General features: G+C 34.4%; 25 protein-coding genes and 1 tRNA gene. 9 read left to right on the plus strand and 17 right to left on the minus strand.

The genetic code is table 11. From position 1 onward, the window contains the following. Nucleotides 1-161 precede the first annotated feature (161 nt). Complete coding sequence (locus JGE69_RS04050) at nt 162-707, minus strand: 1-acyl-sn-glycerol-3-phosphate acyltransferase (protein ID WP_002114566.1); 546 nt, start codon at nt 705-707, stop codon at nt 162-164. Nucleotides 708-893: 186 nt separating this feature from the next. Continuing rightward, nucleotides 894-1,466 carry a TetR/AcrR family transcriptional regulator gene (locus tag JGE69_RS04055; RefSeq protein WP_199112392.1) on the minus strand — a complete coding sequence of 191 codons (573 nt, stop codon included), beginning with the start codon at nt 1,464-1,466 and terminating at the stop codon, nt 894-896. 278 nt (nt 1,467-1,744) lie between these two features. On the opposite strand from JGE69_RS04055, the gene JGE69_RS04060 reads away from it, so the two are divergent. After that, nucleotides 1,745-2,608 carry an iron-containing redox enzyme family protein gene (locus JGE69_RS04060; RefSeq protein ID WP_002115982.1) on the plus strand — a complete coding sequence of 288 codons (864 nt, stop codon included), beginning with the start codon at nt 1,745-1,747 and terminating at the stop codon, nt 2,606-2,608. 169 nt (nt 2,609-2,777) lie between these two features. Here the strand turns inward: JGE69_RS04060 and JGE69_RS04065 are convergent. Next, nucleotides 2,778-2,854, minus strand: a tRNA-Ile gene (locus tag JGE69_RS04065). A 1,120-nt stretch (nt 2,855-3,974) separates the two neighbouring features. Then, complete coding sequence (locus JGE69_RS04070) at nt 3,975-4,859, minus strand: LysR family transcriptional regulator (RefSeq protein WP_199112394.1); 885 nt, start codon at nt 4,857-4,859, stop codon at nt 3,975-3,977. 89 nt (nt 4,860-4,948) lie between these two features. Here JGE69_RS04070 and JGE69_RS04075 point away from each other — a divergent pair, with 89 nt between their 5' ends. Beyond that, nucleotides 4,949-5,386, plus strand: a complete 438-nt coding sequence (locus tag JGE69_RS04075; RefSeq protein WP_086264525.1) for a PACE efflux transporter — start codon at nt 4,949-4,951, stop codon at nt 5,384-5,386. Nucleotides 5,387-5,446: 60 nt separating this feature from the next. On the opposite strand, the gene JGE69_RS04080 is transcribed toward JGE69_RS04075, so the two are convergent. The 3 genes from JGE69_RS04080 to JGE69_RS04090 all read right to left on the minus strand — a co-directional run bounded on the left by JGE69_RS04080 (nt 5,447) and on the right by JGE69_RS04090 (nt 8,732). Further along, nucleotides 5,447-6,862: a purine-cytosine permease family protein gene (locus JGE69_RS04080; RefSeq protein WP_199112396.1), complete on the minus strand. Its 1,416-nt coding sequence runs from the start codon at nt 6,860-6,862 to the stop codon at nt 5,447-5,449. 239 nt (nt 6,863-7,101) lie between these two features. Continuing rightward, nucleotides 7,102-7,566 (minus strand): hypothetical protein, encoded by a 465-nt coding sequence (locus tag JGE69_RS04085; protein WP_199112398.1) that lies wholly within the window; start codon nt 7,564-7,566, stop codon nt 7,102-7,104. A 236-nt stretch (nt 7,567-7,802) separates the two neighbouring features. Further along, entirely contained in the window at nt 7,803-8,732 is a 930-nt protein-coding gene (locus tag JGE69_RS04090; protein ID WP_199112400.1) for a DMT family transporter, read from the minus strand. Nucleotides 8,733-8,826: 94 nt separating this feature from the next. Between JGE69_RS04090 and JGE69_RS04095 the strand changes: the two genes are divergently transcribed. Then, nucleotides 8,827-9,678, plus strand: coding sequence for a LysR family transcriptional regulator (locus tag JGE69_RS04095; RefSeq protein WP_199113223.1), 852 nt, complete (start codon nt 8,827-8,829; stop codon nt 9,676-9,678). Nucleotides 9,679-9,731: 53 nt separating this feature from the next. Here the strand turns inward: JGE69_RS04095 and JGE69_RS04100 are convergent, their stop codons facing one another. The 5 genes from JGE69_RS04100 to JGE69_RS04120 form a co-directional block, all read right to left on the minus strand. Beyond that, complete coding sequence (locus JGE69_RS04100) at nt 9,732-9,911, minus strand: hypothetical protein (protein ID WP_031948130.1); 180 nt, start codon at nt 9,909-9,911, stop codon at nt 9,732-9,734. A 555-nt stretch (nt 9,912-10,466) separates the two neighbouring features. Continuing rightward, nucleotides 10,467-11,486 carry a fimbrial protein gene (locus JGE69_RS04105; RefSeq protein WP_060465772.1) on the minus strand — a complete coding sequence of 340 codons (1,020 nt, stop codon included), beginning with the start codon at nt 11,484-11,486 and terminating at the stop codon, nt 10,467-10,469. Further along, nucleotides 11,483-13,927 (minus strand): fimbria/pilus outer membrane usher protein, encoded by a 2,445-nt coding sequence (locus JGE69_RS04110; RefSeq protein ID WP_199113225.1) that lies wholly within the window; start codon nt 13,925-13,927, stop codon nt 11,483-11,485. Before JGE69_RS04110 ends, JGE69_RS04105 begins: the two co-directional genes overlap by 4 nt. 139 nt (nt 13,928-14,066) lie before the next feature. After that, nucleotides 14,067-14,810, minus strand: a complete 744-nt coding sequence (locus JGE69_RS04115; protein WP_017399866.1) for a molecular chaperone — start codon at nt 14,808-14,810, stop codon at nt 14,067-14,069. Nucleotides 14,811-14,883: 73 nt separating this feature from the next. Next, nucleotides 14,884-15,456: a fimbrial protein gene (locus tag JGE69_RS04120; protein ID WP_017399865.1), complete on the minus strand. Its 573-nt coding sequence runs from the start codon at nt 15,454-15,456 to the stop codon at nt 14,884-14,886. Between the two features lie 409 nt (nt 15,457-15,865). Here JGE69_RS04120 and JGE69_RS04125 point away from each other — a divergent pair, with 409 nt between their 5' ends. Further along, nucleotides 15,866-16,216: a hypothetical protein gene (locus tag JGE69_RS04125; RefSeq protein ID WP_017386793.1), complete on the plus strand. Its 351-nt coding sequence runs from the start codon at nt 15,866-15,868 to the stop codon at nt 16,214-16,216. Nucleotides 16,217-16,279: 63 nt separating this feature from the next. Next, entirely contained in the window at nt 16,280-16,492 is a 213-nt protein-coding gene (locus JGE69_RS04130; RefSeq protein WP_002121471.1) for a hypothetical protein, read from the plus strand. Between the two features lie 48 nt (nt 16,493-16,540). Here JGE69_RS04130 and bioB read toward each other — a convergent pair whose 3' ends face one another. Together bioB and queG are read right to left on the minus strand one after the other, a co-directional pair. Then, nucleotides 16,541-17,530, minus strand: coding sequence for a biotin synthase BioB (gene bioB / locus JGE69_RS04135; protein WP_017386794.1), 990 nt, complete (start codon nt 17,528-17,530; stop codon nt 16,541-16,543). An 87-nt stretch (nt 17,531-17,617) separates the two neighbouring features. Next, a complete protein-coding gene (gene queG / locus JGE69_RS04140; RefSeq protein WP_199113227.1) occupies nt 17,618-18,718 on the minus strand; it encodes a tRNA epoxyqueuosine(34) reductase QueG in 1,101 nt (366 codons plus the stop codon). Nucleotides 18,719-18,744: 26 nt separating this feature from the next. On the opposite strand from queG, the gene JGE69_RS04145 reads away from it, so the two are divergent. Then, nucleotides 18,745-20,205 carry an NAD(P)H-hydrate dehydratase gene (locus JGE69_RS04145; RefSeq protein ID WP_199112402.1) on the plus strand — a complete coding sequence of 487 codons (1,461 nt, stop codon included), beginning with the start codon at nt 18,745-18,747 and terminating at the stop codon, nt 20,203-20,205. 4 nt (nt 20,206-20,209) lie between these two features. On the opposite strand, the gene ruvC is transcribed toward JGE69_RS04145, so the two are convergent. After that, nucleotides 20,210-20,755 carry a crossover junction endodeoxyribonuclease RuvC gene (gene ruvC / locus JGE69_RS04150; RefSeq protein WP_002121356.1) on the minus strand — a complete coding sequence of 182 codons (546 nt, stop codon included), beginning with the start codon at nt 20,753-20,755 and terminating at the stop codon, nt 20,210-20,212. 198 nt (nt 20,756-20,953) lie between these two features. On the opposite strand from ruvC, the gene JGE69_RS04155 reads away from it, so the two are divergent. Further along, on the plus strand, nt 20,954-21,547 hold the full coding sequence (locus tag JGE69_RS04155) for a helix-turn-helix domain-containing protein (protein ID WP_033849818.1): 594 nt from the start codon (nt 20,954-20,956) through the stop codon (nt 21,545-21,547). After that, nucleotides 21,544-22,089: a GNAT family N-acetyltransferase gene (locus JGE69_RS04160; protein ID WP_002121393.1), complete on the plus strand. Its 546-nt coding sequence runs from the start codon at nt 21,544-21,546 to the stop codon at nt 22,087-22,089. Before JGE69_RS04155 ends, JGE69_RS04160 begins: the two co-directional genes overlap by 4 nt. A 79-nt stretch (nt 22,090-22,168) precedes the next feature. Here the strand turns inward: JGE69_RS04160 and JGE69_RS04165 are convergent, their stop codons facing one another. After that, on the minus strand, nt 22,169-22,990 hold the full coding sequence (locus tag JGE69_RS04165) for an OXA-213 family carbapenem-hydrolyzing class D beta-lactamase OXA-506 (protein ID WP_032007272.1): 822 nt from the start codon (nt 22,988-22,990) through the stop codon (nt 22,169-22,171). A 416-nt stretch (nt 22,991-23,406) separates the two neighbouring features. Here JGE69_RS04165 and JGE69_RS04170 point away from each other — a divergent pair, with 416 nt between their 5' ends. Beyond that, nucleotides 23,407-23,973, plus strand: coding sequence for an FxsA family protein (locus JGE69_RS04170; protein ID WP_014206565.1), 567 nt, complete (start codon nt 23,407-23,409; stop codon nt 23,971-23,973). Nucleotides 23,974-24,039: 66 nt separating this feature from the next. Here JGE69_RS04170 and JGE69_RS04175 read toward each other — a convergent pair whose 3' ends face one another. Next, a complete protein-coding gene (locus tag JGE69_RS04175; RefSeq protein ID WP_199112404.1) occupies nt 24,040-24,231 on the minus strand; it encodes a hypothetical protein in 192 nt (63 codons plus the stop codon). Nucleotides 24,232-24,487 lie beyond the last annotated feature (256 nt).

The following is a 24,487-nucleotide window of genomic DNA, read 5'->3' on the forward strand; positions in this document are numbered from 1 at the left end:
GGACGTGAACTCCAAAAAAAGAAAATGCAAAAGTGCTGGAATATTAGCATAGGCTTGGTTTTGTTGAAAACTGTTGCCCTGCGTTTTGTTAGCCAATTGAATAAGAACAATAAGCTTAAGACCTAATGAGTGAGATTAGGTCAAATCAAGTCCAATTTGATTTAGTTAATTTTTACATCTATACCAAATTGAGCGTATAGCTCTTTAATGGTTTCCAAGTCTTTTTGTAAATCAGTCGGGTAAATTTTACCTAAAATCCCACCTTGTTTACTTCGAGCATTGGCATACATTAAAACAATAGGAACATTGGCTGCTTTTGCAATATGCCAAAAACCTGTACGGATAGGCTTACGTTCAGAGCCATCTTTAGCACGTGTAGCTTCTGGAGCAATCACTAAGTTAAAAGTTTCATGGGTTTGAAATTGTTCAACCATTTGCGAAACGATATCTTTACTTGCTTTACGATCAACAGGAATGCCACCCAATTTTTCTAAAATTGGCTTAAGTGGGCCTTTGAAAAGTTCTTTCTTTATTAAAGTATGAATTTTGATGTCTAACATTTGGAATAGGGCAATCGAGAGCACTGCATCTAGATTTGAGGTATGTTCAAAGCCAATAATAACTTGTTTTTTCTCAAGAATTTGTGGGTCTACATTGTAGGTCCAACCAACGGCTTTAAAGATAGAGTTACCTAGAAATTTTTTCATACATCAGTGCAAATTGATAAATTTTCAGGATTCTAATATGAGTTTGTAAAAAAGCCTAGAAAAATTATGAAAGCTAAAGTAGAGCACAAAAGTTAAGGATTATCTAAGTTCTAAAATACTTTTAAAGTTCTTTTTTTATTTTTCTCAAACTTCGTCTGAAAGTAATAAACCTAGATAATTTTAAAATTAAGATACTGGCTGTGGTATCTCTTCATTAATTAAATATTCAATATATTTCCAAATTTTTTCAGGGTTAATAAGGTTTTTATCTGTCGTTCCATCAATAATCATCCCATCAATAATGGAAATAATGATATGAACAAGGGGCGTTGGATTTTCTATACCTAATTGATTAAGCTTTTCATGTAATAGATTAGTCAACCATTTTGTATATTCATAAAATGGTTCACGAATTGAAGTATATTGTTTAGATACTTCAATAAATGCCTTTTTAAATAAACAGCCATTAAATGTTTCGCTATTGATCCATTCAATATACCAATTAAAAATAATATGAATTTTCTCAAGAGGACTAGCATCTTGATGTAAATTTAATTGTTCATTGATTGAGTTTTGAATATTTATGTTTCGATGTTGCAAGCATTCCATAATTAAATTTTCCTTTGACGGAAAATATTTATAAAAAGTCATTTTTGCAACATTTGATTCAGCAATAATACGGTCAACACCAGTAGCATTGTACCCAATCTGATTAAATAAATTTAAAGCAGTATTTATAATATCTTCTTTTTTTGACATTACTATTCCATATAGTTAAAACTAATTATAACTTAATCTAAAATATTAAATTTTTAATACAAATTATGATAATAAAAAACTGATTTTGATTCAAGTTGAGATTGTGATAATGATTATCATTAATTGAAGTTTTTTTTAATTTTTCATTTGATTTCGTACGATTTTAATTCTAATATTAATCGATGAAGGAACATATTTAAATATTAATTTAAGTCATTGTTTTTATAATAAAATATGTAAAAATCGATCATGCTTCAATAAGTTTAATGAGAGCGGATATGCCTAAGAAATTTGAGAATTTTAATAATCCTAGAAAGAAAGCACTCGCAGGGATGAAACAAAGCATTTCAGCTGAACTATGGGAAAAAAATTCAAACTTTTTGACCCGATTAAGAGCAAAGATTGCAAAACATCCTGTATCCCATCATCCTGCAATCGATACTTTAAATAATGGCGAAATTAATAAAGAAGATTTAAAAAAAATTCATTTAGAGTATCGTCATGCAATTGTGCAAACTTTTACTGATGCATTGCTCATGGCCCAATTTCAAACTAAACAATTAGAGCCGAGATTGCATGCCGGTGCAAAAATGTTCCCGCGTTTTCTTTTGAGTTTAAATATTTTTGATGAGTTTGGATTTCGGCCAGGTTTGGATAAAGACGGCTACTATCAGGGAAATCCTGAATATGCTCATTATCCCTTATTTGAAGATATATTGAATGATTTCGGTATTACAGAACAAGATCGTCTAACTTATCATCCGACTGAAATTGCAGATCAGGTTAGAGTATTTTTAGAAAATGCTTATGATGACTATAAAGCTGTTTCAGCTTTATTAGCAGTCGCAGAAGAAGAAGTCATTCTGTATAGTCCACCTTTACGTAGAGCAACTAAAGCAGTTGGTCTAGATGTGGAGGGTGGTGGTTATTATCATGTACATGGTATTTCTGAAGATGAAAGTGCTGAAGCAGCAGATGATGATCATGAAGAAGATTTATGGTATGTCTTGATGCAAGCTTGTACAGAAGAAGACTATAACTATATTGAAAAATTATGCTTAGAGTATTGTGATTTATGGGAAAAGTTTTGGGATACACAATTAGAGAATTCTGAGCCCATGCGAAAGCAAATCTTAGCTTAATAGATGAAAGATGGATATTTAGTACGGAACGTAAGTGTATTTTAAAACATCTAAAATTTAGGGATAAAATAAATTTAAATTTTGAGTATTTTTTATAAGAGTAAAGCATATTCTATTTAGATATATATTAAAAAACCCCATAAACTTTTTGTTTATGAGGTTCGGTATTTGGTGGGCCCACACAGACTTGAACTGTGGACCAACGGATTATGAGTCCGCTGCTCTAACCAACTGAGCTATAGGCCCTATAAGTCAGAAAAGCTTTTAATCTCAATGCTTTTCAGTGCGTGCAATACTAATCAATTTTTTAATTAAACACAAGTCATTTTCTGAAGTAGACGCAAACTAAACCCCAAAATATTGTGTCATATTGGTTAATATTTCAAGCGATAGTGATTCTAGCTTATGTGTACTTCAAGAGTAAAGTGGGAGAAGTTATTTATCGATCAATTAGAATTTATTCCAACAATCTATTGTGACGATGACTTAATTGTATCTGTAGTTTGAGACATTAATTTATATAAAATAAATTTTGTTTAAAATATAAGCAGGAGTTGTAGATGTGCTGTTTGTGTGTTGTGAAAATATAGAATTAGAAAAACTTATTTAAGATAAATATAAATGGAGATTAAAAATACTATATAAAAGTTTCTATATTTTCATACTGTCATTAAGCTTTAGATATATAATAAATCATCTTTTAACTATATCTTTCGAAAAATAATAGTTACAATAATTCTCTTAATAAGATTTTAGCCTATATGTAGTAAAAAATATAGACTATTAGGGCCAACTTACTTAAGAAAATAGTATTATTAATTTTTAAATTAGCTTGAAATTTAAACTCAACTTAAAAAAGTAAACATTAAGATATAAAGTTAGCAACTTTAATAAGGAAACATAAAACTAACGAATAAACGGATTCAATTTTTTTTGATGCAAATAAATTTAATTAAAATATAATACTTTTTCTTAAGGTGTTTGTTGTGTTTTTCTAAAAAAAAGCTGTTAAGGGCGGTAATAGAAATTTTTATCATTAAAATATCTTTCCTTCTCTAAAGTATTTTCTATATAAAACCTAAATTGTGATTGTCTTCACAACAATACAAATATTTGTATCTTATAAACTTTATTCTTGACTAAAACACTTGGTTTTAATAAAGTATAAGTGTATTTTTTAAAAAACAAAATATTATTGCTTAATCCTGAAATACAACAAAAGGCCTACTTTCTAAGTAGGTTTTTTGTTTTTAGTAGTATTTAGAGAGATGGTACAGAGTAATAAGTTTAAGCTTTAAATAAGCTAGATTTAACAAGAATAAAATTATAAAAAATCTTTAGACTTTCAGAACTATCCTATAAAGTTTTATAAATTTTCTTGAATAATTGGAATTAACTCTCTAGCTGCTTTAGGTAAAGGGCGGTCTTGGAGCCAAATTAAATAAATAGATAGAGGTAAATGATTTTTCGTATTTTTAAAATCTAAAAGGACTAAGTGACCTTGATCAATTTTATCTTGTACTAGTGACAACGGAAAATTTCCCCAACCAAGTCCAGCTTCAACCATATTAATTGCTGTTTGTAGACTATTGGTTTTCCAGTACATTGCACCAATAATTGAACGGGGATCTGTCATTTCATGTTCACTACTCGCCACAACAATTTGTCTAATATTGATTAATTCTTCAATAGAAAACTGCTTTGTTCTATCTTGTAGAAGAGCGTGGTTAGAAGAAATCGTAGCCGCCACTGTTTCAGTCATTACCAATTGTAGATTCTCGCGCATTTTTATATTGAGGTCTGAACCCGCTAAGCAAAGACTAATTTGTTCTGTATAAAGTAGATTAACAATGTCGTCTTGGGGAGCAGTAATCACCTCTATGTTTAGTAAAGGAAATTTATCGGCTAGTTTCTTTATTGAATGGAATAATAATTTTGTATTTACATCTGAGACCACACCAATCCGCAATTTACTTTCAAGTCCTAAAGAAAGTTCATGGGCATGAGTACTAAATAGCCTAAGTTGTTCAGAAATGATCCGTGCTTGAGGTTCCAAGGCTAATGCTGTGGCGGTTGGAATGACCTTGCGAGGAGTACGCTCAAATAATATATAACCCAATTCTGCTTCTAAATTAGCAACGGCCATACTTACTGCTGAGGGGACTCGATTTAGTTTACGAGCAGCCGCAGAGAAAGAACCTGTATCGAGTACGGTTATGAAAAGTTCAATATTTTCACTGTTAAAATTCATTTTGATATCAGCTGAACTGAAAGCTATTAACTTTATATATGATTTTGACTGAAATTAAAATATAAGGAATGAAGCAGAGTTTATTGATTATGCAAGGTATAAAGCGTCGAATTGTATATGTTTCTTCCTATGAAATAATCGGAATGATTATTTCATCAGTAGGGTTAGCGATTTTGGCAGGTGATAGTGTTGAACATACAGGACCACTCTCTGTCATGATTACGACCATCGCTGTAACTTGGAATTTTATCTACAATATTTTATATGAGAAATGGGAAGCTAAACAAAGCAGTCATATCCGTACAGTTAAGCGTAGAGTTGGACATGCCATCGGTTTTCAACTTACTTTGGTTCTGTTTTTAATTCCGCTTATTTCATGGTGGATGGATATTTCCCTCATTGCTGCTTTTTGGTTAGATGTGGCCTTTATTATCATTATCCCTATCTATACTTTTATATTTAATTGGAGCTTTGATAAGTTATTTGGATTGCCTATTTCGGCGCAGGCTAAAGCGCTACCAGAATAACTGTAAAATCATTTTAATAAGCTATCAAGGTGATCGACTTTGATAGCTTATCTAGCTTCATTATTTGATTTGATCAATAGCTAACTTTTTTGAAAACTTTAATTGAGCTTTCTTGGCGAAAATATAATAAATTAAAGCAGTTGAGATAAGGCCTACCAGCCACGATAAATCGATTCCTCCTAGCATTGCCGCAATTTGACCCGTATAAAATTTACTATCAATAAATGGTAGTTGAATCAAAATACCTAGAAAGTAGCAGGTAATACCAATCCGATTCCAACGTCCATACTTACCATTTGGATCATAGAGCGCATCTACATCACATTCTTCTTTAGAGATAAAGTAGTAATCAACAAGATTAATGGCACTCCACGGAATAAAAAAGGTAAGCAAAAACAAAATAAATGCTTTAAAGGCGCTTAAAAAAGTATGTTCACCTATAATTGCAATAAAGGTTGAGACTACAACCATAGCAAGGACAATCAATAATCTTGTTATTTTTGAGATTTGATTTGTTGATTTGAAACTATTCCAAATCGTAGCAATACACATAAAACTGCCATAGGCATTTAAGGTCGTCAGAGTAACTTTCCCAAAAGCGATACTAAAATATAGAAAAGTCACGACAAGGGTAATTGGGTTCATACCAACAACATATTGAACTTCATTTCCGACAAAATTGCCGTTAGCAACTTGAGCGATTAAAACACCTAAGCTCATAGAAATTTGTGAGCCAATTAAAGAACCTAAGCCCACTGCCCAAAAAACACGAGATGAAGATGTTTTAGTTGGAAGATATCGAGAATAGTCTGCAACATAGGGACCAAAAGAAATTTGCCAAGAAGCAGAAAGGGAAACTGCTAATAAGAATGAAGACCAGCTGAAATGACGTACTGCTAAGAGCTCAGAAAAATCAGAAAGTGCTAAGATCTGAGTCAAAATAATCACAAAAGCAATCAAACCAATAATACTGGCTACTTTGCCTACCAAATGGATTAAACGGTATCCAATCGTTGCGAATAAAATGATTAAACTTGCATAAATTAAGATACCAGTTGTATTACTGACATGTGCTAAATGTGCAATTGCTTTACCCGCTAATACCTCTCCAGTTGCGGTAAAGCCAATGTACATGAGGCAAACGAGTATGATTGGAATACACGCACCATAAACCCCAAATTGCACACGACTTGAAATCATTTGAGGCAGACCAAGTTTAGGACCTTGTGCAGCATGTAGTGCCATGACGGCAGCCCCAAAACATTGTCCTACTAATAAGCCAATAATAGACCAAAAAACATCCCCGCCTAACACAACGGCTAGTGCGCCTGTCACTATGGCTGTGATTTGTAAGTTGGCACCGAACCATAAGGTAAATTGAGCAAATACTCCGCCATGTCTTTCATTTTCAGGAATAAAGTCGATGCTTCGGTTTTCTATAAAACTACTATTAGGTTTCCCAGCCGATGAGTCCATTTCACTCTCCTTATCCTTTAAGAGCCATCCTATTCTTATTCATTCATATTTGTATAATCAAATATAAACATGTATATACAAGTAATTTTAAGAAGAATCAAATATTTTTGAAGTGTGGGATGTTAAAATTGAGTTAAATAATTAATAGATAAAAGAAAAAGTATTTGACTGATTTTATTTTTAAAAACTTAAATGATAGAAAATAATATATGAAAAAGCCCTCTGCAGAGGGCTCTATTTTATGCATTTGCGTCTAAAACTAGTTGGAAATAAGTGGGAAGTTCAGAAAATTGTACCAGTTGGGTTTTATCTTCTTGCTTAAAATAATATTGATAATTTGGAGTGTCTAAATGGCTATCTAGATATTGGGTTGCATCTGTAAACTGTGCTTTTGCAATCGGCTTATCTTTCTTGCATTTAATAATAACAGGATTTACGGAGTTTAATTTTACAGGAACACCATTTTCAAATTTAGCAGTTTCAATCAATAAGGAAATTTTGAAATCTCCGAAGGTTACACAGAAGTGACCTCCATTTTCAGTCTTAATTTCTCGGTCGGAGAAAAGATCTTTAAATAAATTCTTTAGGGATTCTCTGTGCTTATCTAAGGCAACTTGAAATTCATGATCTCGTTGCTCGATCTTTTCTTGCTCTTCTTTTAGCAATTTGGCTTGCTTTTCAATTGTTGTAAAATCCAGCTTCATTTTAATATCTCCTTTGGTAGTTTTAAAACTATATATGGCAATCTTTTATTAAGTTTTAAAGAAACATACAGTATTTGTTACAACGGAATAATTAAGATGAGCTTTTGTATAAACCATCACAAATGTAAAAAAAATTTGAAAATATAAGAATTTAAAGAAATTATTGAGGAATAATTTTTATATTTGAAAATGCTGCTACATATTAAGGATAAATTTTTAATGTAGCAGCACATTTCTTATTTTGTACAAGGTTTTGCTATAAGTGCAGTGCTTTTAATTTTAAAAAATCCTCCGCTACTCATTACACCAAGCATCACTAAAACTGTTCCTACTAACTGCCAGATATTGAGGGCTTGTCCAGTAAGTAGAGCAATTATCATACTGAACACTGGCACAAAGTTAAAAAAGACAGAAGCACGACCAGCACCTAACTTTTGTATGCCATTAAACCAGAATAGATAAGCAATCATGGTAGAGCAGATAACAACATATCCCATGGCTAAGTGCGCATTTATAGGGGCAGATGTAATCGCTGTAAGAGGATCTTCAAATATCACACTCAACAAACCAAGTGTTATTGCCCCGAATAGCATAGAAAAAGTTGTTGTTTCTAGCGGAGTCGCATTTTTTACATAACGGCGAGACAGTACATTTGCAAGACAAAATCCAAATGCGCCTAATAATATAAATAGATCTCCAATGTCTATTTTGAGGTGCAGCAAAGTCGTTATATGTCCCTGACTAATCACCAGTAACACGCCACTTAAGCCAAATAAAACGCCTAAGAATTTATTAGTAGTAAGTTTTTCACCATCTAAAAGGATTGTCATTAATAGAGTCATTAATGGCGTGGTTGCCATAATTAAAGCACCGTTAACAGCTGATGTGGTTTGAAGTCCATAAAAACAGCCAATGTTAAATCCCGCAATTCCGATAATACCAATAATCAGATAGATAGCTAGATTCTGTCTTAAGGCTGTCCATCTAAGCTGGCCTGTTATTGAAAAGATTAAGAGTAAGCCTAGACTTGCAATAAAAAAACGTTCAGACGCAGCAGATAACGGGGGCATATGTTGAATAATATAAGACATTGCATTAAATGCTGATCCCCAAAAAAACATCGTTAAGACAACACCAGCATAGGCGTAAGCCACCGTTCTGTTCATGGACGGGCTCCCATTAAGAAAGGTTTTATTCTCGACAAATCTATAAAGGTGTACAATTCCATATTAATACACTTCTAATGTGAAAATTTGCACAATGATTGATTGGGAAAATTTGCATTACTTTTCAGTTTTTACCGAAGAAAAGTCACTTTCCGCTGCTGCCAGAAAATTGGGAGTAGATCATGCAACTGTATCTAGAAGAATTGCCCAGCTAGAACAAAATTTAAAACTTAAATTAGTTGATCGTAGACCACGGACATACATTCTGACTCCTGATGGGGAACGTCTTGCACAAGTAGTTGCTCGTATGATGGAAGAAACTTTTTCTATTGAACGTCTAACTCAAGCAGGTCAGCAAGAAGTAATGGGAAGTGTTTCTATTAGTATGCCTCCTTTAACTGCTGCACATCTCATCATGCCCCATTTGGGTAAATTTTATCGCCATTATCCGCAATTAAAATTACGGGTGCTCGGTGATGTTCATTATGTTTCTTTGCAGCATAGTGAGGCTGATATTGCGGTACGATTTGGACGTCCCAAAGATGAAAATTTAGTTGCTCGCAAAGTAGGTGAAATACCTTTTGGAATATATGCAGGTCCAAATTATTTAGCTTCAACAGATCCTGAAAATTATGAATGGATTAGTGTAGAAGTGGGGGGAGTGCATGGTCAAAAACAGCAAAAGTTAAAAGAAAGGTTAAATCATAAAGAACCTATAATGGTTACTAATAATCCCGAGTTACAGTGGAGAGCTGCATGTGGAGAAATTGGTTTAGCGGTCTTACCTGATTTTTTAGGAGCTCTTAGTAATTTGGTCAGATTACAAGATGATTATCCGATGAGTGCTGAAATATGGTTAGTCACACACGAAGATTTACGGCATAGCCCTGCAATACGGGCAGTAATGGATTTTCTAGTAAGCTGCTTCGAATCTTTCAAAATATAAATTTTCTTTAATAAACAAGCTAGATATTGATAGTTATACCCAATTGGTTTCATCTAGTTATCAGAAAAAAAGCCTGCATCTTCACGTGCCTGTTTTAAAGCTAAAATAAAAGATATTAGTAAAAGTAGCCCTATGAGGAAAAGAAAAAGATCAATTTTACTGATCGCGTAACCTATACTTGTAGCTCCTAGACTTAGTAAAACAATACATAATATTTTCCAAAAAATGAGCATGTTACGTTCTGATAAAAGCCTAAGAATATTGTTTGTAATTGAAGGGGATTTCTAAATTTATTTATGTTTTTTTTATTATAGATTATGTAATTCTTTATAATTTTATAAAATTCGTTTTTATTAAGCTTTTGAAAAATAAATAAATTATTTTTAAGTTATATAAATCAATTTCTTTTTTTTTCTTAAAATTAAGTTTTTATTAATTAATAGAATGATAATTCTTTAGAAACACTATAAAATAGGAATGTAAAAAATAAATTTAATTTTTTAATTAATATAAAACAATAATTTACTTTGTTTATTTAAATTTTTGTTAAAAAAAAGACTTGATTTTTAAGCTAAATTTTGGAATTATAGTTATGCAAATTGTGATCTATTTCCCACAATTTGTATTTCAGGTTAAGTGGTTATCACTAATGCTCATTTGCTATTTTTGCTTATGAGCATTTTTTTATGTGACTTTTTAATCTAACTACAAAATTTTTGAAACATTAAATTTTAAGATTATTTAGCTGAGCTAAGCTTAATTATTTTTAATAAATTTTAAGAGATAAATTAATCATATTGAATAGTCACCGTCGCAGTGGCTTTAACCTCACCTGCGGTCACATTGGTGGCGGTCTGATAATAACGAGCAGTTAAGGGGATATCGTACTCTATAGTCTGATTAGAGCTGACTATGCCTATATTTTGTTTTATTGTTTTTTGAATTGGGGTAGTGGCACCATTCATATTCCATAATAATTCTACACCCACACCATTGGCTTTGGTTGAGTCCGCGGCACTATTATTAATGACCTGATTATTTGTAGAGTCAGAAGTATAATCAAAACTTAAACTGATCATATTACTTGTAGATATACCAGAAGTATTTTCGCCGCCGTTACATAAAATTGATAGATTAAAATTCTGTTCTCCTTGGGTTGAACCAATCGCTTTAAAACCTGACTTTGTAACAGTTGGGAGCTGAATGGGTATATCCACACCATTTTGAATTTCACACGATGAAGATGCAATTCGGATAGGAGCATTACTTAATACAGTTGTTGTTAATAAAGGTCGATTTAGTTGTCCTGTTACATAATAACTACTATAACGGCCAGCTACTAATGCTCCAGAGCCAGTAATTTCAGCAGTTTTAATTATCTCCATAACGAAATATCCTTGTGAAAGCGTATATGGTGTATTTGGAGGTAATGGCTGTGAGTATGGATAATATCCTGTAAAATCTGAAACATCTGATGTTTCGCGATAAAGACGAATACCAATACCAGGTATATTTGTCGCAAAGACATTATTTCCAATAGGACTAATAGGATAATTTAAAGGGAGGATGGCATTAATCAGATCACCGGGACGGTTACAAGTTGCAGTTGAGTCATTTGGAGAAATTGCAAATGTACTTTTCTGTAAGATAGTCCCTATAGGGTCCGTAGGACGAACTACAATTGTTCCAACTGTCATTATAATGTCTATTGTTTTAAACCCTTTACTTAGAATGCAATTTGCATTTGTATGACTATATGCAAATAGACTCATCGCCAAAAATCCAATTTTTTTTAAGATATTGTTCATTTACACGCTGCCTTTGTCATAATAATTGACTGATTGTTATGCTTTATTTGATCCGTGATATCGTATTCAAGCTCGCACTTTTCAGTACTCTTATCACCCCATTTCACATATAAACGGTCATGTGTTAAAGGGGTTCGTAAATAAATACGGCTGCCTTGCGCAACAATACCTATCACTTCGTTATTTTGGTTGTATACCTGTGCTGCAAAAGGTAAGTGTGAGCCATCTAAAGTGGTCGTGCTAATAAAAAGTGCATAACCTTTTTTTGTTGTGAATTGAACTTTAGTGATTGAGCCTGCATAGGGAGCAATACGTAAGCTAGTTTCAGCTAGCTCAACCTGAGTAGACATGTTTTGCGGATCAAGACTAATGTCATTCATATGGTAAGGCGTAACATAGGGGATAACCGCATATCCATTTTTGTTTATGCTGAGGCCTGGTGTATTACCGACTTGTGCTCCTGTTGCATCTGGTGCATAAACTAAAACCATTGTTTGTGCTTGATCTGGCCCAAATAGAATTCCTTCGGAGTGGGCAACGATATTGCCACTCAAGTTAAGCATTTCTTGTTGATATGAGTCAGCGTAACTGAATGAAGCACCTAATGTTGTGTAGTTTGTCTTATAGTTGCCATTAATGTTGAGGTTTGTTTGACCATGGTCTTGACTAGAAATTGATGCGCCGTAATTCAAACGGTTTCCTGTAAAACCGCTAAAACTCAAAATTTGGCTATCTTTACTTAGAAGACTATTTAAATTTAAAGAGCTTTTCTTAAAATCTAAGGGAAAGGATAGAGAAATGAGGTATTGAGTATCTTGGTCAGCTCGCCCACCAGTTTCAATAGTTTCACTATTAATTGCAGAGAAACTATAAGTTAAATCTTTAAATTGGTTGCTATAACCTAATTGGAATTGCTTATTAGTAGTAGACTGGTTCCAATAGTTTGTCCACGAACCTACTAAATAGAAATTTCCCCATTGGTTTGGAAGAGCTTGATTTAAATTAATCTGGAATTCACTTTTTTGCTTACCTACCGAAAAACTATCAATGTTTTGCTCTTGTAAGTCCCGAATTAAAATTGCATCTCGTAGCTTGATATAGTTTTGTGTTGAATAACGATAAGTTGCTAGTGTTAAGTTAGTATGCGTTGGAGAAAATAACTTATTGTAACTTAGACGATAACTTTGCCCTGTCATTTTAGGTTGATGGGAAAAATTGGCATTTGACTGAGTTGCATCAAAAGAAATAGCACCAGCTGGCGTTGAAAAAGCTGTACCTAACAATACAGAGAAATACTGCTGCGTTCCTTGAATTGCGCTATAAGTTGTAAGGTAATTATTGATTCCGCGTTGATATTTACCCTGTATTAGCCATGGAGTTAACTTAATGTTTGGGTCTCGAAATTGTCCTAACGTGAATGAATATCGGCTTATTTGAGGACGTAACATTTCAATGACAGAAGCATATGGAATAGAATATTTTTGAACTATTCCATTAGATTCAAGTACCGAAACTTGTAATTCACCTCCAAATCCTGTGGGATAGAGATCATTAATTTCAAAGTTCCCAGGTGGAACAGTGGTCTGGTAAATTAAATTACCTTGTTGTCTAACTTCGACTTTTGCATTGGTTTTGGCATAACCTCGAACTCTTGGAGCATAACCGAGCATGCTATTTGGAAGCATTCGGTCATCACTTGAAATATTCATTCCACGATAGGGCAAAGAGTCAATAAAATCGCTATTAGTAAAATAATCTCCTAAAGTCACAACACCGTGAATATCGGGAAACGCCTTTTGTATATATGTATTTGTCGATGTATAAGAAGAATTATTAGATTGGCTTTGCCATTTCCATTGTCCATTATGGCGAAACTGCCACCTTGCTAAATTTGCTCCAAGATTGGTTCCCATAAAAGCATAACTATTTTGATGTTGTTCATTGACTATTCGATATGCTGTGGCGTTATAGCTTAAAAAAGCTGCATTAATACCGCGATCCCATAAATGTGGATCGATATAGCCTTGCGGATTTTTTTCTAAGACGACTTGCGGGATCGAAATATCAATTCTTAAACGGGAACTATCAAATACATAAAAAGCACCATCTATCCATGACGCGAGAGCTTTACATGAAGGTGATGAATTAGAATCATGTTGACTTAGAACATCAGCTTTTACGCCATATTCAAGCAACGCGGCTTCTGTAAAACATGTTTCAGCATTTGTGTTAGGAGCTGAGGCAGTAAATCGCATACGCCGTTTACCCAGCCATTGACCATTAATATAAACATCTAAGCTATATTCACCAGGCAAGATCGGGTTTCCGTATTTGAAGCGAGCTATATCAATTTTTTGTGCATTACCTACTAAGAAATTGCTATCAAATTCAGCCTTTGTAAAATGTGGAGCATCAGTATTATTTTCAGCATATATAGCCACAGGCATGAATAGCGTAATACTTGAGACGACATACCAAGTAAAGGGGCTTTTTAAACATATATAAGGTATAAACCATTTAGACATAGTTCTAGAGTCTATTCATGATAGGTTTTAAATTTTCTTAAGTAATACAATGAGGTTAGAATTTTATTGGGTGTTCAACTCGTCCACCGTAATCATTGATATATACAAAGCTCATATCGGCTAAGTTTTTATTTTTTAGTTTAATTTTATCCTCTGAATAAGGGGCAATCATTAAGCCTTGTTGCAATAAGTCTGTTTTATGGCCTTCACTTCCTTGAAAAATGGAGGTAATAGTAAGAAAAAAAGGTGTCGGATTTTTTATCATTAGATATTGATCATTTATTTTCCACTCGACTTTGTCACTTAGTTGATCAATATTTTCTTTTAGATCTATAGGGCGGTAAAAAAATTTAATTCGCGAACGAACAGCGAGTTGCAAAAAATTGTTAGAGGTTGTTGTGGTTTGACCTTGTTGAGTTCTCCCTTCAGGTTTAGGAGGTATATCTAAAACATTAAGCCAAAAAATAGATTCTTGTTGTTGGCTTAGTTGAGATGTAGTAGGCAACGCTGTAATTCTTAAGGTTTGCCCCTTAGTTGCTTCTACTCTTGAAATTGGTGGAGTAATAATGAAAGGTACATTTGTTTCATCTGGTGTTAAATTTGCATTTCCATCATCGATCCATGCTTGAACAAGAGACGGGGCCGTGCCGTTATTACTTAGTTGTAATGTGATCTCACGTGCATTTGAAGGGTAAATGACACGAGTACCATGTAAAACAATTTCAGTATGGCCTGTAGTAGTGAGCGCTACTTGCAGACAAACTAATCCCCAAAAAAATTTACGACCACGAAAAAGCATCAGTCATATTCTCAATAATAAATAATAGGAAGGAGATAGCTTCTATTCATGAATAGAAGCTTCAATTTTAAGTTTATTGATAAATGATCGTGTATTTTACTTGCGATGTTACCGTACCAGCAGTAGAAGCACCTGTAGCATAATATTCGGCATAATAGTTAAGATCAGCACTACCGCCTGCTGAAATATTTACCCATTGTGAATTCGTTTGAGTTTCATTTGTGCTTGTAGCAAGTACAGGAATTACAGCGTTATTACTGCCAAGTAACTGAATATTTACATTTGTTGCTGCACCAGAAGTTGCTTGGTTTAATAAACGACCCGTATTAAAGTCAATGGTTGCGCCTGGTTCAAAATAAGTTGCGACTTTACCTGCAGCAGCACAGTTCGTTAAATTAATTTGAAAAGGTGTGCGACCAGCTACATCACCAGCATTTTTTAAGGTTTGAGATGAAACAGTAGGCAAATTGATTGTTAAATTTTTATCTCCAGTATCAATAGTACAAGTATTATCCGTGACAAGACCATTAATAGTAATTGTGCCATCTGCTGCTTGTGCATTTGCTATATTTAAGAGAGAAACCCCCACCACAAAAATAAACTTTTTCATAAAATCCCCAAAATATATTTTTAAAATAAAATCCATTACTTTTCAGTAATTTTATTCTGATTAAGTAAGGCGAAGGAAATATATCACTTTTCAATCAAAAAACAAGAGAAACATTATATTTATATATATTTTGATCAATTGTTTTTATTAATAAAAATTAAAAAAAATTATTTTTATCATTTGGTAAAATAGCAAATTGGTTTTTACTTAAAATGAAATTTAAAAACTGGTAATATCTAAGTTCTTGTATTCTATTTAATTAATGTAATTCTAAAATATTTAAGATAATAAATATTTAATATTTTTATATAAGTATTTGTTTTTTAATAATAAAATTATTTTGTGTGTATCTTATAAATATATTTAATTTTTTAAGAATTTTTTAAGGTTCAATTCCTACTGTTTTAGTTGTAATTCAATAAAAGATAATCTGGAGTTCAGTTCCATGAATACTATGAAGTATAGCTATAAACCTAATTACTTTTTCTTTGCTCATAAATTAGTTTTATTTTTAAAGGATTATCTCATCAAGCATCCGACGGAGCAGCAAACAACGTTTAACTTGCAAACGATTTATGACATCTTTAGCCATGATCTTGCTTCAAGTACGACAAACCTTGAAGGTATCTTAAATATTGCAGATGAATATGTCTTTGAAACAGAAGATGGCTTACTTCCATTAATTAGTAAGCATTCAGTCAATCTCAAAAATCATGTGCTTTCTTTAGAATTTACACCTCAAGCCTTGGCAAGTCTATTGTCAGGTCATTCGTTAGTAAATCCTAAAGCAGCTTAGATTTTCTTTTAAGGTAGAGTGAACTCATATAAAATTCATAAAATTTATTTTTAAGAGTTATTTATGAGTAAAGACTTCAAGGCCTTAACTTATATTGCGGATGAAAATGTAGCAGATACAGTGACTTGGCTTTTACACCATCAAGATGTTTTTGATTCTTTTAATTTTGATGTGTTGAGCCAAGAATTCACAGTAACGCATGCAGCAGGAAAAGATATTATTCGAGTCGGAACCTTTCTGAATGCTACTTACGGAATATTAGTAACTTCTATATAAATGAAAAAAGCCCTGAATGATCAGGGCTTTTAAATTTTCTAATTTGAGTTAAGCACTCATTGCATCTACTGATAAATCAGCAACTGTTGGCTTTGGTTTTTCAGCCGTTAAACCTAGTTTATTAAATAAAGCTTGGTCTTTACCTTCACCAGCATTTGGTGTGGTTAGTAGTTTATCACCAGAGAATAATGAGTTTGCACCTGCCATAAATGCTAATGCTTGATCTGAATCACTTAATGATTCGCGGCCCGCAGAGAGACGGATATAACTATGCGGCATGATAATACGCGCTACAGCAATAGTACGAATCCACTCAATAACATCAAGCTTTTCAACATCAGCTAAAGGTGTTCCTTCAATAGGAACAAGCATATTGATTGGCACAGATTCAGGATGAATTGGTAGGGTAGCTAGTTCATGTAATAAACCAATTCGGTCTTCACGAGTTTCGCCTAAACCCACAATACCGCCACTACAAACTTTCATACCAGCTTGGCGAACATAATCAAGGGTATTTAAACGGTCATCAAAAGTACGAGTACTAATGATGTGAGAATAATACTCGCGAGATGTATCTAAATTGTGGTTGTAATAATCTAAACCAGCAACTTTTAGGCGTTCTGCTTGAGATTGGTTAAGCATGCCTAAAGTCATACAGGTTTCCATACCTAATGCTTTAACTTCACGTACCATTTCTAAAACATAAGGCATATCGCGCTCATGTGGGTTACGCCAAGCAGCACCCATACAAAAACGTGAAGAACCTGAATCTTTTGCAGCTTTCGCTTCACTAATCACTTTTTCAACAGCAATACGTTTTTCTGCTTCTAGTTTTGATTCGTAATGTGCCGATTGTGAGCAGTATTTGCAATCTTCAGGACATTTACCCGTTTTAATAGATAAAAGGGTACTGACCTGAATTGAATTGGCAGTGAAGTGCTCACGATGTACTTGCTGAGCCTTGAAAACTAAATCCAAAAAAGGTTGTTCATATAAAGCTTGGATTTCTTCACGATTCCAATCATTACGTAGAGTCATTGTCATATCCATGATGATGGCATTAATTCACTATACATAATCATACAGAATTCGTATTAAAGCTATAGGGCAAAAAACATCATTTTTTTAATTTGATAGTTGAAGTTGATTAAGTTGCTGTTCAATTGCCCAATCAATATGCACATTGACGATTTCGTCATGTAAATTTTTGCCATTTTGTAGTTGATCTACAATTTCTTTTGAATAAGGAGCATTTCCTAATCCGATTGCAATATTACGTTTAAATGATTGATAACCTGTCCGGCGGATAGGGCTACCTTCTGTATTGGCTAAAAAAGTGGCTTCATCCCACTGCCATATATCAAGCAGACTAATATTATCTAATCCATGTCTAGGATTAAAATCAGTAATAGATGCTGTTTTGGCAAAGCTGTTCCATGGACAAATTAACTGGCAGTCATCACAACCAAATATTCGATTTCCAATACCTGCACGTAATTCTTCAGCAATAATTCCTTTATATTCGATGGTTAGGTAAGCAATGCAGCGTCTAGCATCTAACATATAAGGTTCGACAATTGCTTGCGTCGGGCAAATATCAATACAAGCACTACAAGAACCACAATGTGCTGTTGCAGGCTCATCAAAAGGTAGGTCGAGTGATGTAAATAACTCACCTAATACGAAAAAAGAACCTGACTTTTTATGAATGAGCAAAGTATGTTTACCTGTCCAACCCATTCCAGCACTTTCAGCTAATGATTTCTCAAAAATAGGAGCTGAGTCTGCAAAAGGACGAGATTCAAAGTCACCAACTTTTTCACGAATTCGTGTTGCTAGCGTTTTCAATCGGCCACGCATGACTTTATGGTAATCACGACCACGTGCATAACGGGCGATAATGGCGGAGTTAGGTTCCAAAGGTACATATCGAGGCTTTGGAGATTCCACAAGATAATTCATGCGGACACAAATAATACTTTTTGTACCAGGCACTAATAGTGTTGGATCAGCTCGCTTTTCTAGATTTTCTTCTAAATAGGTCATGTCTGCATGATAACCACGTTCAAGATACTCTAAAAAACGTGGCATTTGCTCTTGAGCATCTGGTTTTGCGATGACACAATCAGCAAAACCCAAGTCTAATGCTTGAGCTTTGACCCATGCTTTTAACTCATGTGGATCAATTTGTTGCACTGCAATGCGTGATGTGTCGGAAGATGTCATAAACCAAAATGCAAGAGGATAATAATATGCAGGCGGTAGTTTACCATAGCGATGATATTCGAGCATGGGAGCGGCGCTGGTTTGCTGCGCAAAACTCCTCATTAGGTTTAATGCAGCAAGCGGCTTGGTCAATTGCCCAGCAACTTATTGAGCTTTTTAACGAGCAGGCTATAAAGAATATTGCTATTTGGTGCGGACAAGGCAATAACGCAGGTGATGGTTACTTTATAGCAAGTTACCTTAAACAAGCAGGATTTAATGTTGAAATCTTTGCAGCTCAATTGGGTGAGTCAACCGATTTACATTGTGCAGCGCAATTTGCTAGAGAAATAAAAGTCCCAATTCACTCAAATTTTGATATTAAAAGAACATTTGATTGTCATATTGATGGTTTATTTGGCATAGGTTTAAACCGAGAATTAAATATAGGTTGGCAACAAGTAATTCGAAAGTTTAATGAACAAGTGGGCCTAAAAATTTCGATTGATATACCGAGTGGCTTACAAGCAAATACAGGACAAGTCTTACCCTGTTCAGTAAGAACTGATCATACCTTTACTGTTTTAGGTCTTAAAGCAGGACTATTTACAGGGCAAGGTAAAGAGTACGCAGGACAAGTTCATTTAATTAATTTAATTCCTATAGACTACGAGTTGAAACCCTTAGCTTATTTGTCACCCACAAATATTAGACTTCCTCAGCGTATGGCATTTGGCCATAAGGGAAGTTATGGGCATGTTTTAGTGGTGGGTGGACATGAGCAAATGGGCGGTGCAGTTATTATGGCTGCTGAAGCTGCTTTTCATGCGGGTGCAGGCAAAGTGACAGTGGTTTGTCATCGCAACCACCATCAGGCCATTTTGTCGCGGGCACCTAATATTATGCTTCGTGATATTAATGCTTTAGATGAAAACAATATTAAAGAGATTCTATCTCAGGTCGATGCAATCTGCTTTGGAATGGGATTAGGCCGTGACGATTGGGCAAAGCAGATTTACCAACAATGGTTTAATTTGTTAAATCAGAGTACACGCCTAGAAGTTGTTTTAGATGCAGATGCTTTATGGTTTCTGGTTAAACAGCCTGAAAAATTAAATACACATATTTATGCCACACCTCATCCTGGAGAAGCTGCTACTTTACTTGGTTGCTCTACAGCGCAAATTGAAAATGACCGAATTGCTGCAATTTATGCCTTACAACAAAAATATGCAGGCCATTGGGTGCTTAAAGGAGCGGGTAGCTTAATTTTAGAAGATAATTTGTATATCTGTACGCAAGGTAATGCTGGTATGGGAACGGGTGGAATGGGAGATGTGTTAGCAGGAATGCTTGCAAGCTTGAAAGCCCAATTCCACCAAGATATTGCGTTACATGAGATTGTTACCCTTCATGCACAAGCAGGAGACCTTTTAGCTAAAAATGGTATGCGTGGCTTGCAGGCTTTTGAGATGAATCAGGCAATTATTCAAGTCGTAAATCAATAAATTTTTAACGTCTGCGACTGCTAGAACGACTTCGCCCACGTGCCATACCACCTAAAGCATTTAAAACAGACAGTTTGCTCATGCTTCCCGATGCATGAGCATGGCAAATGGCAGCAGCAAGGGCATCGGCTGCATCGGATTGAGGCTTAATCGTCAAATTAAGTAATCGCATCACCATCATTTGGACTTGTTCTTTATCGGCAGCGCCATAACCAACCACAGACTGTTTAATTTGACGGGCAGTATATTCTGCAACTTGTAAATCTAAATTCACTAATGCGGCTATGGCAGCACCACGGGCTTGTCCTAGTTTTAAGGCAGAGTCTGGGTTTTGAGCCATAAAGACTTGCTCAACCGCAGCTTCAGTTGGACCATGGAATTTCACAATTCGCTCAACGCCAGCAAAAATACGTTTTAAGCGTTCTGGCATTTCTTGAGTTTCTGTTCGGATTGTACCGGCATCAACAAAACGTAGTTTACTACCATCTTTTTCAATGATTCCATAACCTGTTAAGCGTGAACCCGGATCAATACCAATAATCAATGCCATGTGAAGACTTATATAAATAGTTTAGAGAGTATTGTTACATAGCCAAAAAGGTTCTGCATGCGTAATTTAAAGAATGCTGCGATGAATGGTTATTTTTCGGTTTTTTATCGAACCAATTTATATCTTTAAAATCATTTGATGTAATTCTATTTTAATGGAATACTTATCTATAATTTTGGAATTAAAGTTTATCGGTAGATGGAAGATATTAATATCCGCATTGCGCAGCAAGTGCGTGAAATACGTCTAGCGCGTGGATATACCCTAGATATTCTTGCTAGTCGATGTCAGGTAAGCCGTTCTGCAATTTCACTCATTGAAAGAGGAGAAGCGAGCCCTACAGCTGTTGTTCTTGAAAAGCTAGCAAATGGTTTAGGGGTGCCTTTGACTCAGCTATTTGATTCCCCCCAGAATACTCAATCGCCTCAACCTATGGTACGGCGTACTCAACAAGCAGAATGGAAAGATCCAGAAACGGGATATATTCGCCGTCAAGTTTCGCCACCAAATTGGAAATCTCCATTTCAAATCGTTGAAATTGAATTTCCAGCTCTGTCACGAGTTACTTATGAAACAAGTACGAATTCTAAAGTTGTATTACAGCAAATTTGGGTGATAGAGGGGCAAATTGATATTCAATTGGGTGAAAACTTTTATGCTTTACAAGAGGGGGATTGTTTGGCGATGCAATTAGATCAACCGATCATATATAGCAATCCTTCTTCTAAAGCTGCTCGATATATTTTAGTTGTATGTAATGAGCTCGTCTCTATTCTTAAGGAATCTTCATGATTAAAAATCTTAATCCAAATTTACGTTTAATCGATTGTCATGAAGCTACACATGCAAAGGCTATATTAGATATTTTGAATGAAGCAATTATCAATTCTACTGCTTTGTATGACTATTTGCCGCGCTCTGAAGACTCAATGAAAAATTGGTTCGGGGTTAAAAGGGAAAATGGTTTTCCTGTCATTGGTATTGTAGATGAGACAAACAAGTTATTAGGTTTTGCAAGTTGGGGAACTTTTAGAGCTTTTCCTGCCTATAAATATACGGTCGAACATAGTATTTATATTCATCATGAACATCGTGGCGGCGGATTAAGCAAAATTTTAATGCAAGAATTGATTAAGCGTGCTCAAGAGGCAGACTTACATGTATTGATAGGCTGTATTGATGCAACCAACCAAGCAAGTATCGGTTTACATGAAAAAATGGGCTTTATTCATGCAGGTACTTTTAAGCAAGTCGGTTTTAAGTTTGGCCAATGGTTAGATGCTGCTTTCTATCAGTTAAATTTAAATACACCGCATACGCCAGTTGACGGATAAATAATAAGGTTTTCAAATTTCAAGTTTTAAAATAACCCAGTTTATAAGGATGAATATAAGCTGGGCTATAAAGTTCAAATTATAAAATACCTAGCTGCTCTAATCCCTTATAAGCAATTTCTTTTCGAATAGAACTAGGTATGCCTTTTTTCATTTCTAAATTGAGTGAGAACGCTACAATTTTTCCTTGAGGTTGAACGACCCAGCCTGTTAACCAGCCCACTTGAGGCTCCACATCCCATCCCCAACCACTTTTGGCATAAATTTTCCGTCCATTTTTTTCTTCTATGAACAGCATAGATTGAACTTGTTCTTGCACATTCTTGCTAAAAGGAAGAGTTTTATGGGCTAGTTCATAAGCAAACTGGGCTTCTTGTTGAGGTGTAATTTTAAGTGGACCAACAAGCCAAAAATCATCTACTTTTGAACCAATATCAGCATTACCGAAACCAATGCGTTTTACCTCTTTAGACATAAGATCAAGGCCAATTCGTCGAGCTAGTTCCTGATAAACTGGAATAGCAGAAGCTTTCATCGCATCGCCTAGAGTCATGTCCTTTTCCCAATCAGGAAACAAACGCTTTTGCCCATCCCATTTAAACACTTCAGTTGGTGTTGCTTTATGATGCTCAAGTCCAATCAAAGCATTTAACATTTTAAAGGTAGAGGCGGGAACATATTCGGTTGATGATCTTTTAAGATCATTGCCATAGATTTCCTCTGTTTGCCCACGTTTTATAACTAAAACACCTTCAGTTTGTGCTTGATCAAACAATGATTTAATTTTCTCTGAGTTTTTATTGGTAGAAATTGACTGTATTTGATGTTGTTGTACGGTATTAAAAGAACATGCCGACAAAAACATCGTACCAATGGCAAAGAAAAGAGCTTTTTTAGTCATGAGTTTATGTGGGTTTAAAAGAATTATTCTTTAATTTAACTTGAATAGAGGTACTTTTAGATAGAGAAAATGTAAGTTATTTAGGAAATTCTATATCTATGCACTACTTTTTTAAATTTTATAAAACAACTATATAAATAAAGGAATATATCCAATTTTTCTAAGAACCTAAGTTTTCAACTAGACTAAAAAACTGCTTTCTTGAAGGACTTTTCGTTTAACTAGAGTAAAAAAATTAAAATCTAATTGAAGTCGCACTTGATAAACTTGATACAGCACTCATTAATAATAAAGCATGTTTGTTTTTATCGAGTTAAAATCAAATGTACTCTAGTATTGCAGACTCTGGCTGTTTCGATAGGGTTGGGGCAAATAAACTGCAATGAATTTTCTTTTTGAGATAGATAAAGTTTTACATGAATTTACTTCTTATTGTAGTTCTGGGCGCGATTGTTGAAATTGCCGTATGGATTGGCGTAGCACAGTTCATCAGTGGATGGTATGTGTTCTTTTGGTTCATTCTTGCTTTCTTTATTGGTTTGGGGCTTATTCGCAGAAGTACTGCTGGTATTATGCCTCAATTACAGCAAATGCAGATGACTGGCCAACTCGGTAATGACCCAACAGTAACTAAAAAACTTGCTTATGCTTTTGCAGGTTTCTTATTAATGTTGCCAGGCCTTGTTTCTGATGTGTTAGCAGTTTTAATTTTGATCCCTGGTGTTCAAACTGCTTTCCGTAATATAGCCATGAGAACTCTTGCAAAACGCCAACAAGCTATGATGGATAAAATGATGGGGGGTATGGGCAGTAATATGGGTGGGCAAAATCCATTTGCTGATCTAATGCGCCAAATGCAAGATATGCAGAATCAACAAGGTGGGGGCAGTCAAGGTCAATACCGTGATTCAAGTATTATTGACGGAGAAGCGCGAGAAGTCACTCCAGATCATAAGAAAATTGAACATAAAAATAAGGATTAATAAATACCTTATCTACAGGCCTAAACCTCCAAAGTTTAGGCCTTTTTTATTTTAAGAAGATACAAATTATTTAGTTAGAGATTCAGTCACAGCAGAATCTGTTTGAGCCAATTCAGTTGGGCTTTCTTGTTGTTTTGTTTGAGGTTGGTATTTGTTTGAAGCTAAGGCTGTTTGCTTATTTTCAGATTGTTGATAACCTCGGCTTCGGTTGGCTCGTTCGCGAAACCCACCTTTATTAATGAGCTTTGTATGTGACATGCATTTGCCTAAAATGTGAGATTATTCGCTTATTTTAACAAATTTGGCAAAATATCAAAATAAGAAAAATAGTCCTATAAAAATAATATTTAACTTATAAATATGTTTTTAATTAATATTTTTTAATTGACTCAATTGTTCATCCAGATTGAATTATCTATTCATTTCACATAGGATAAATATAAAGGATGTATAAATTAAAAAATGTAGCAAACCTATTAAAACAACAACGGTTGAAATGAGGGAAGGAGGGTTA

Source organism: Acinetobacter sp. C13 (genome assembly GCF_016809775.1).
In the GTDB taxonomy this organism is placed as follows: domain Bacteria; phylum Pseudomonadota; class Gammaproteobacteria; order Pseudomonadales; family Moraxellaceae; genus Acinetobacter; species Acinetobacter pittii.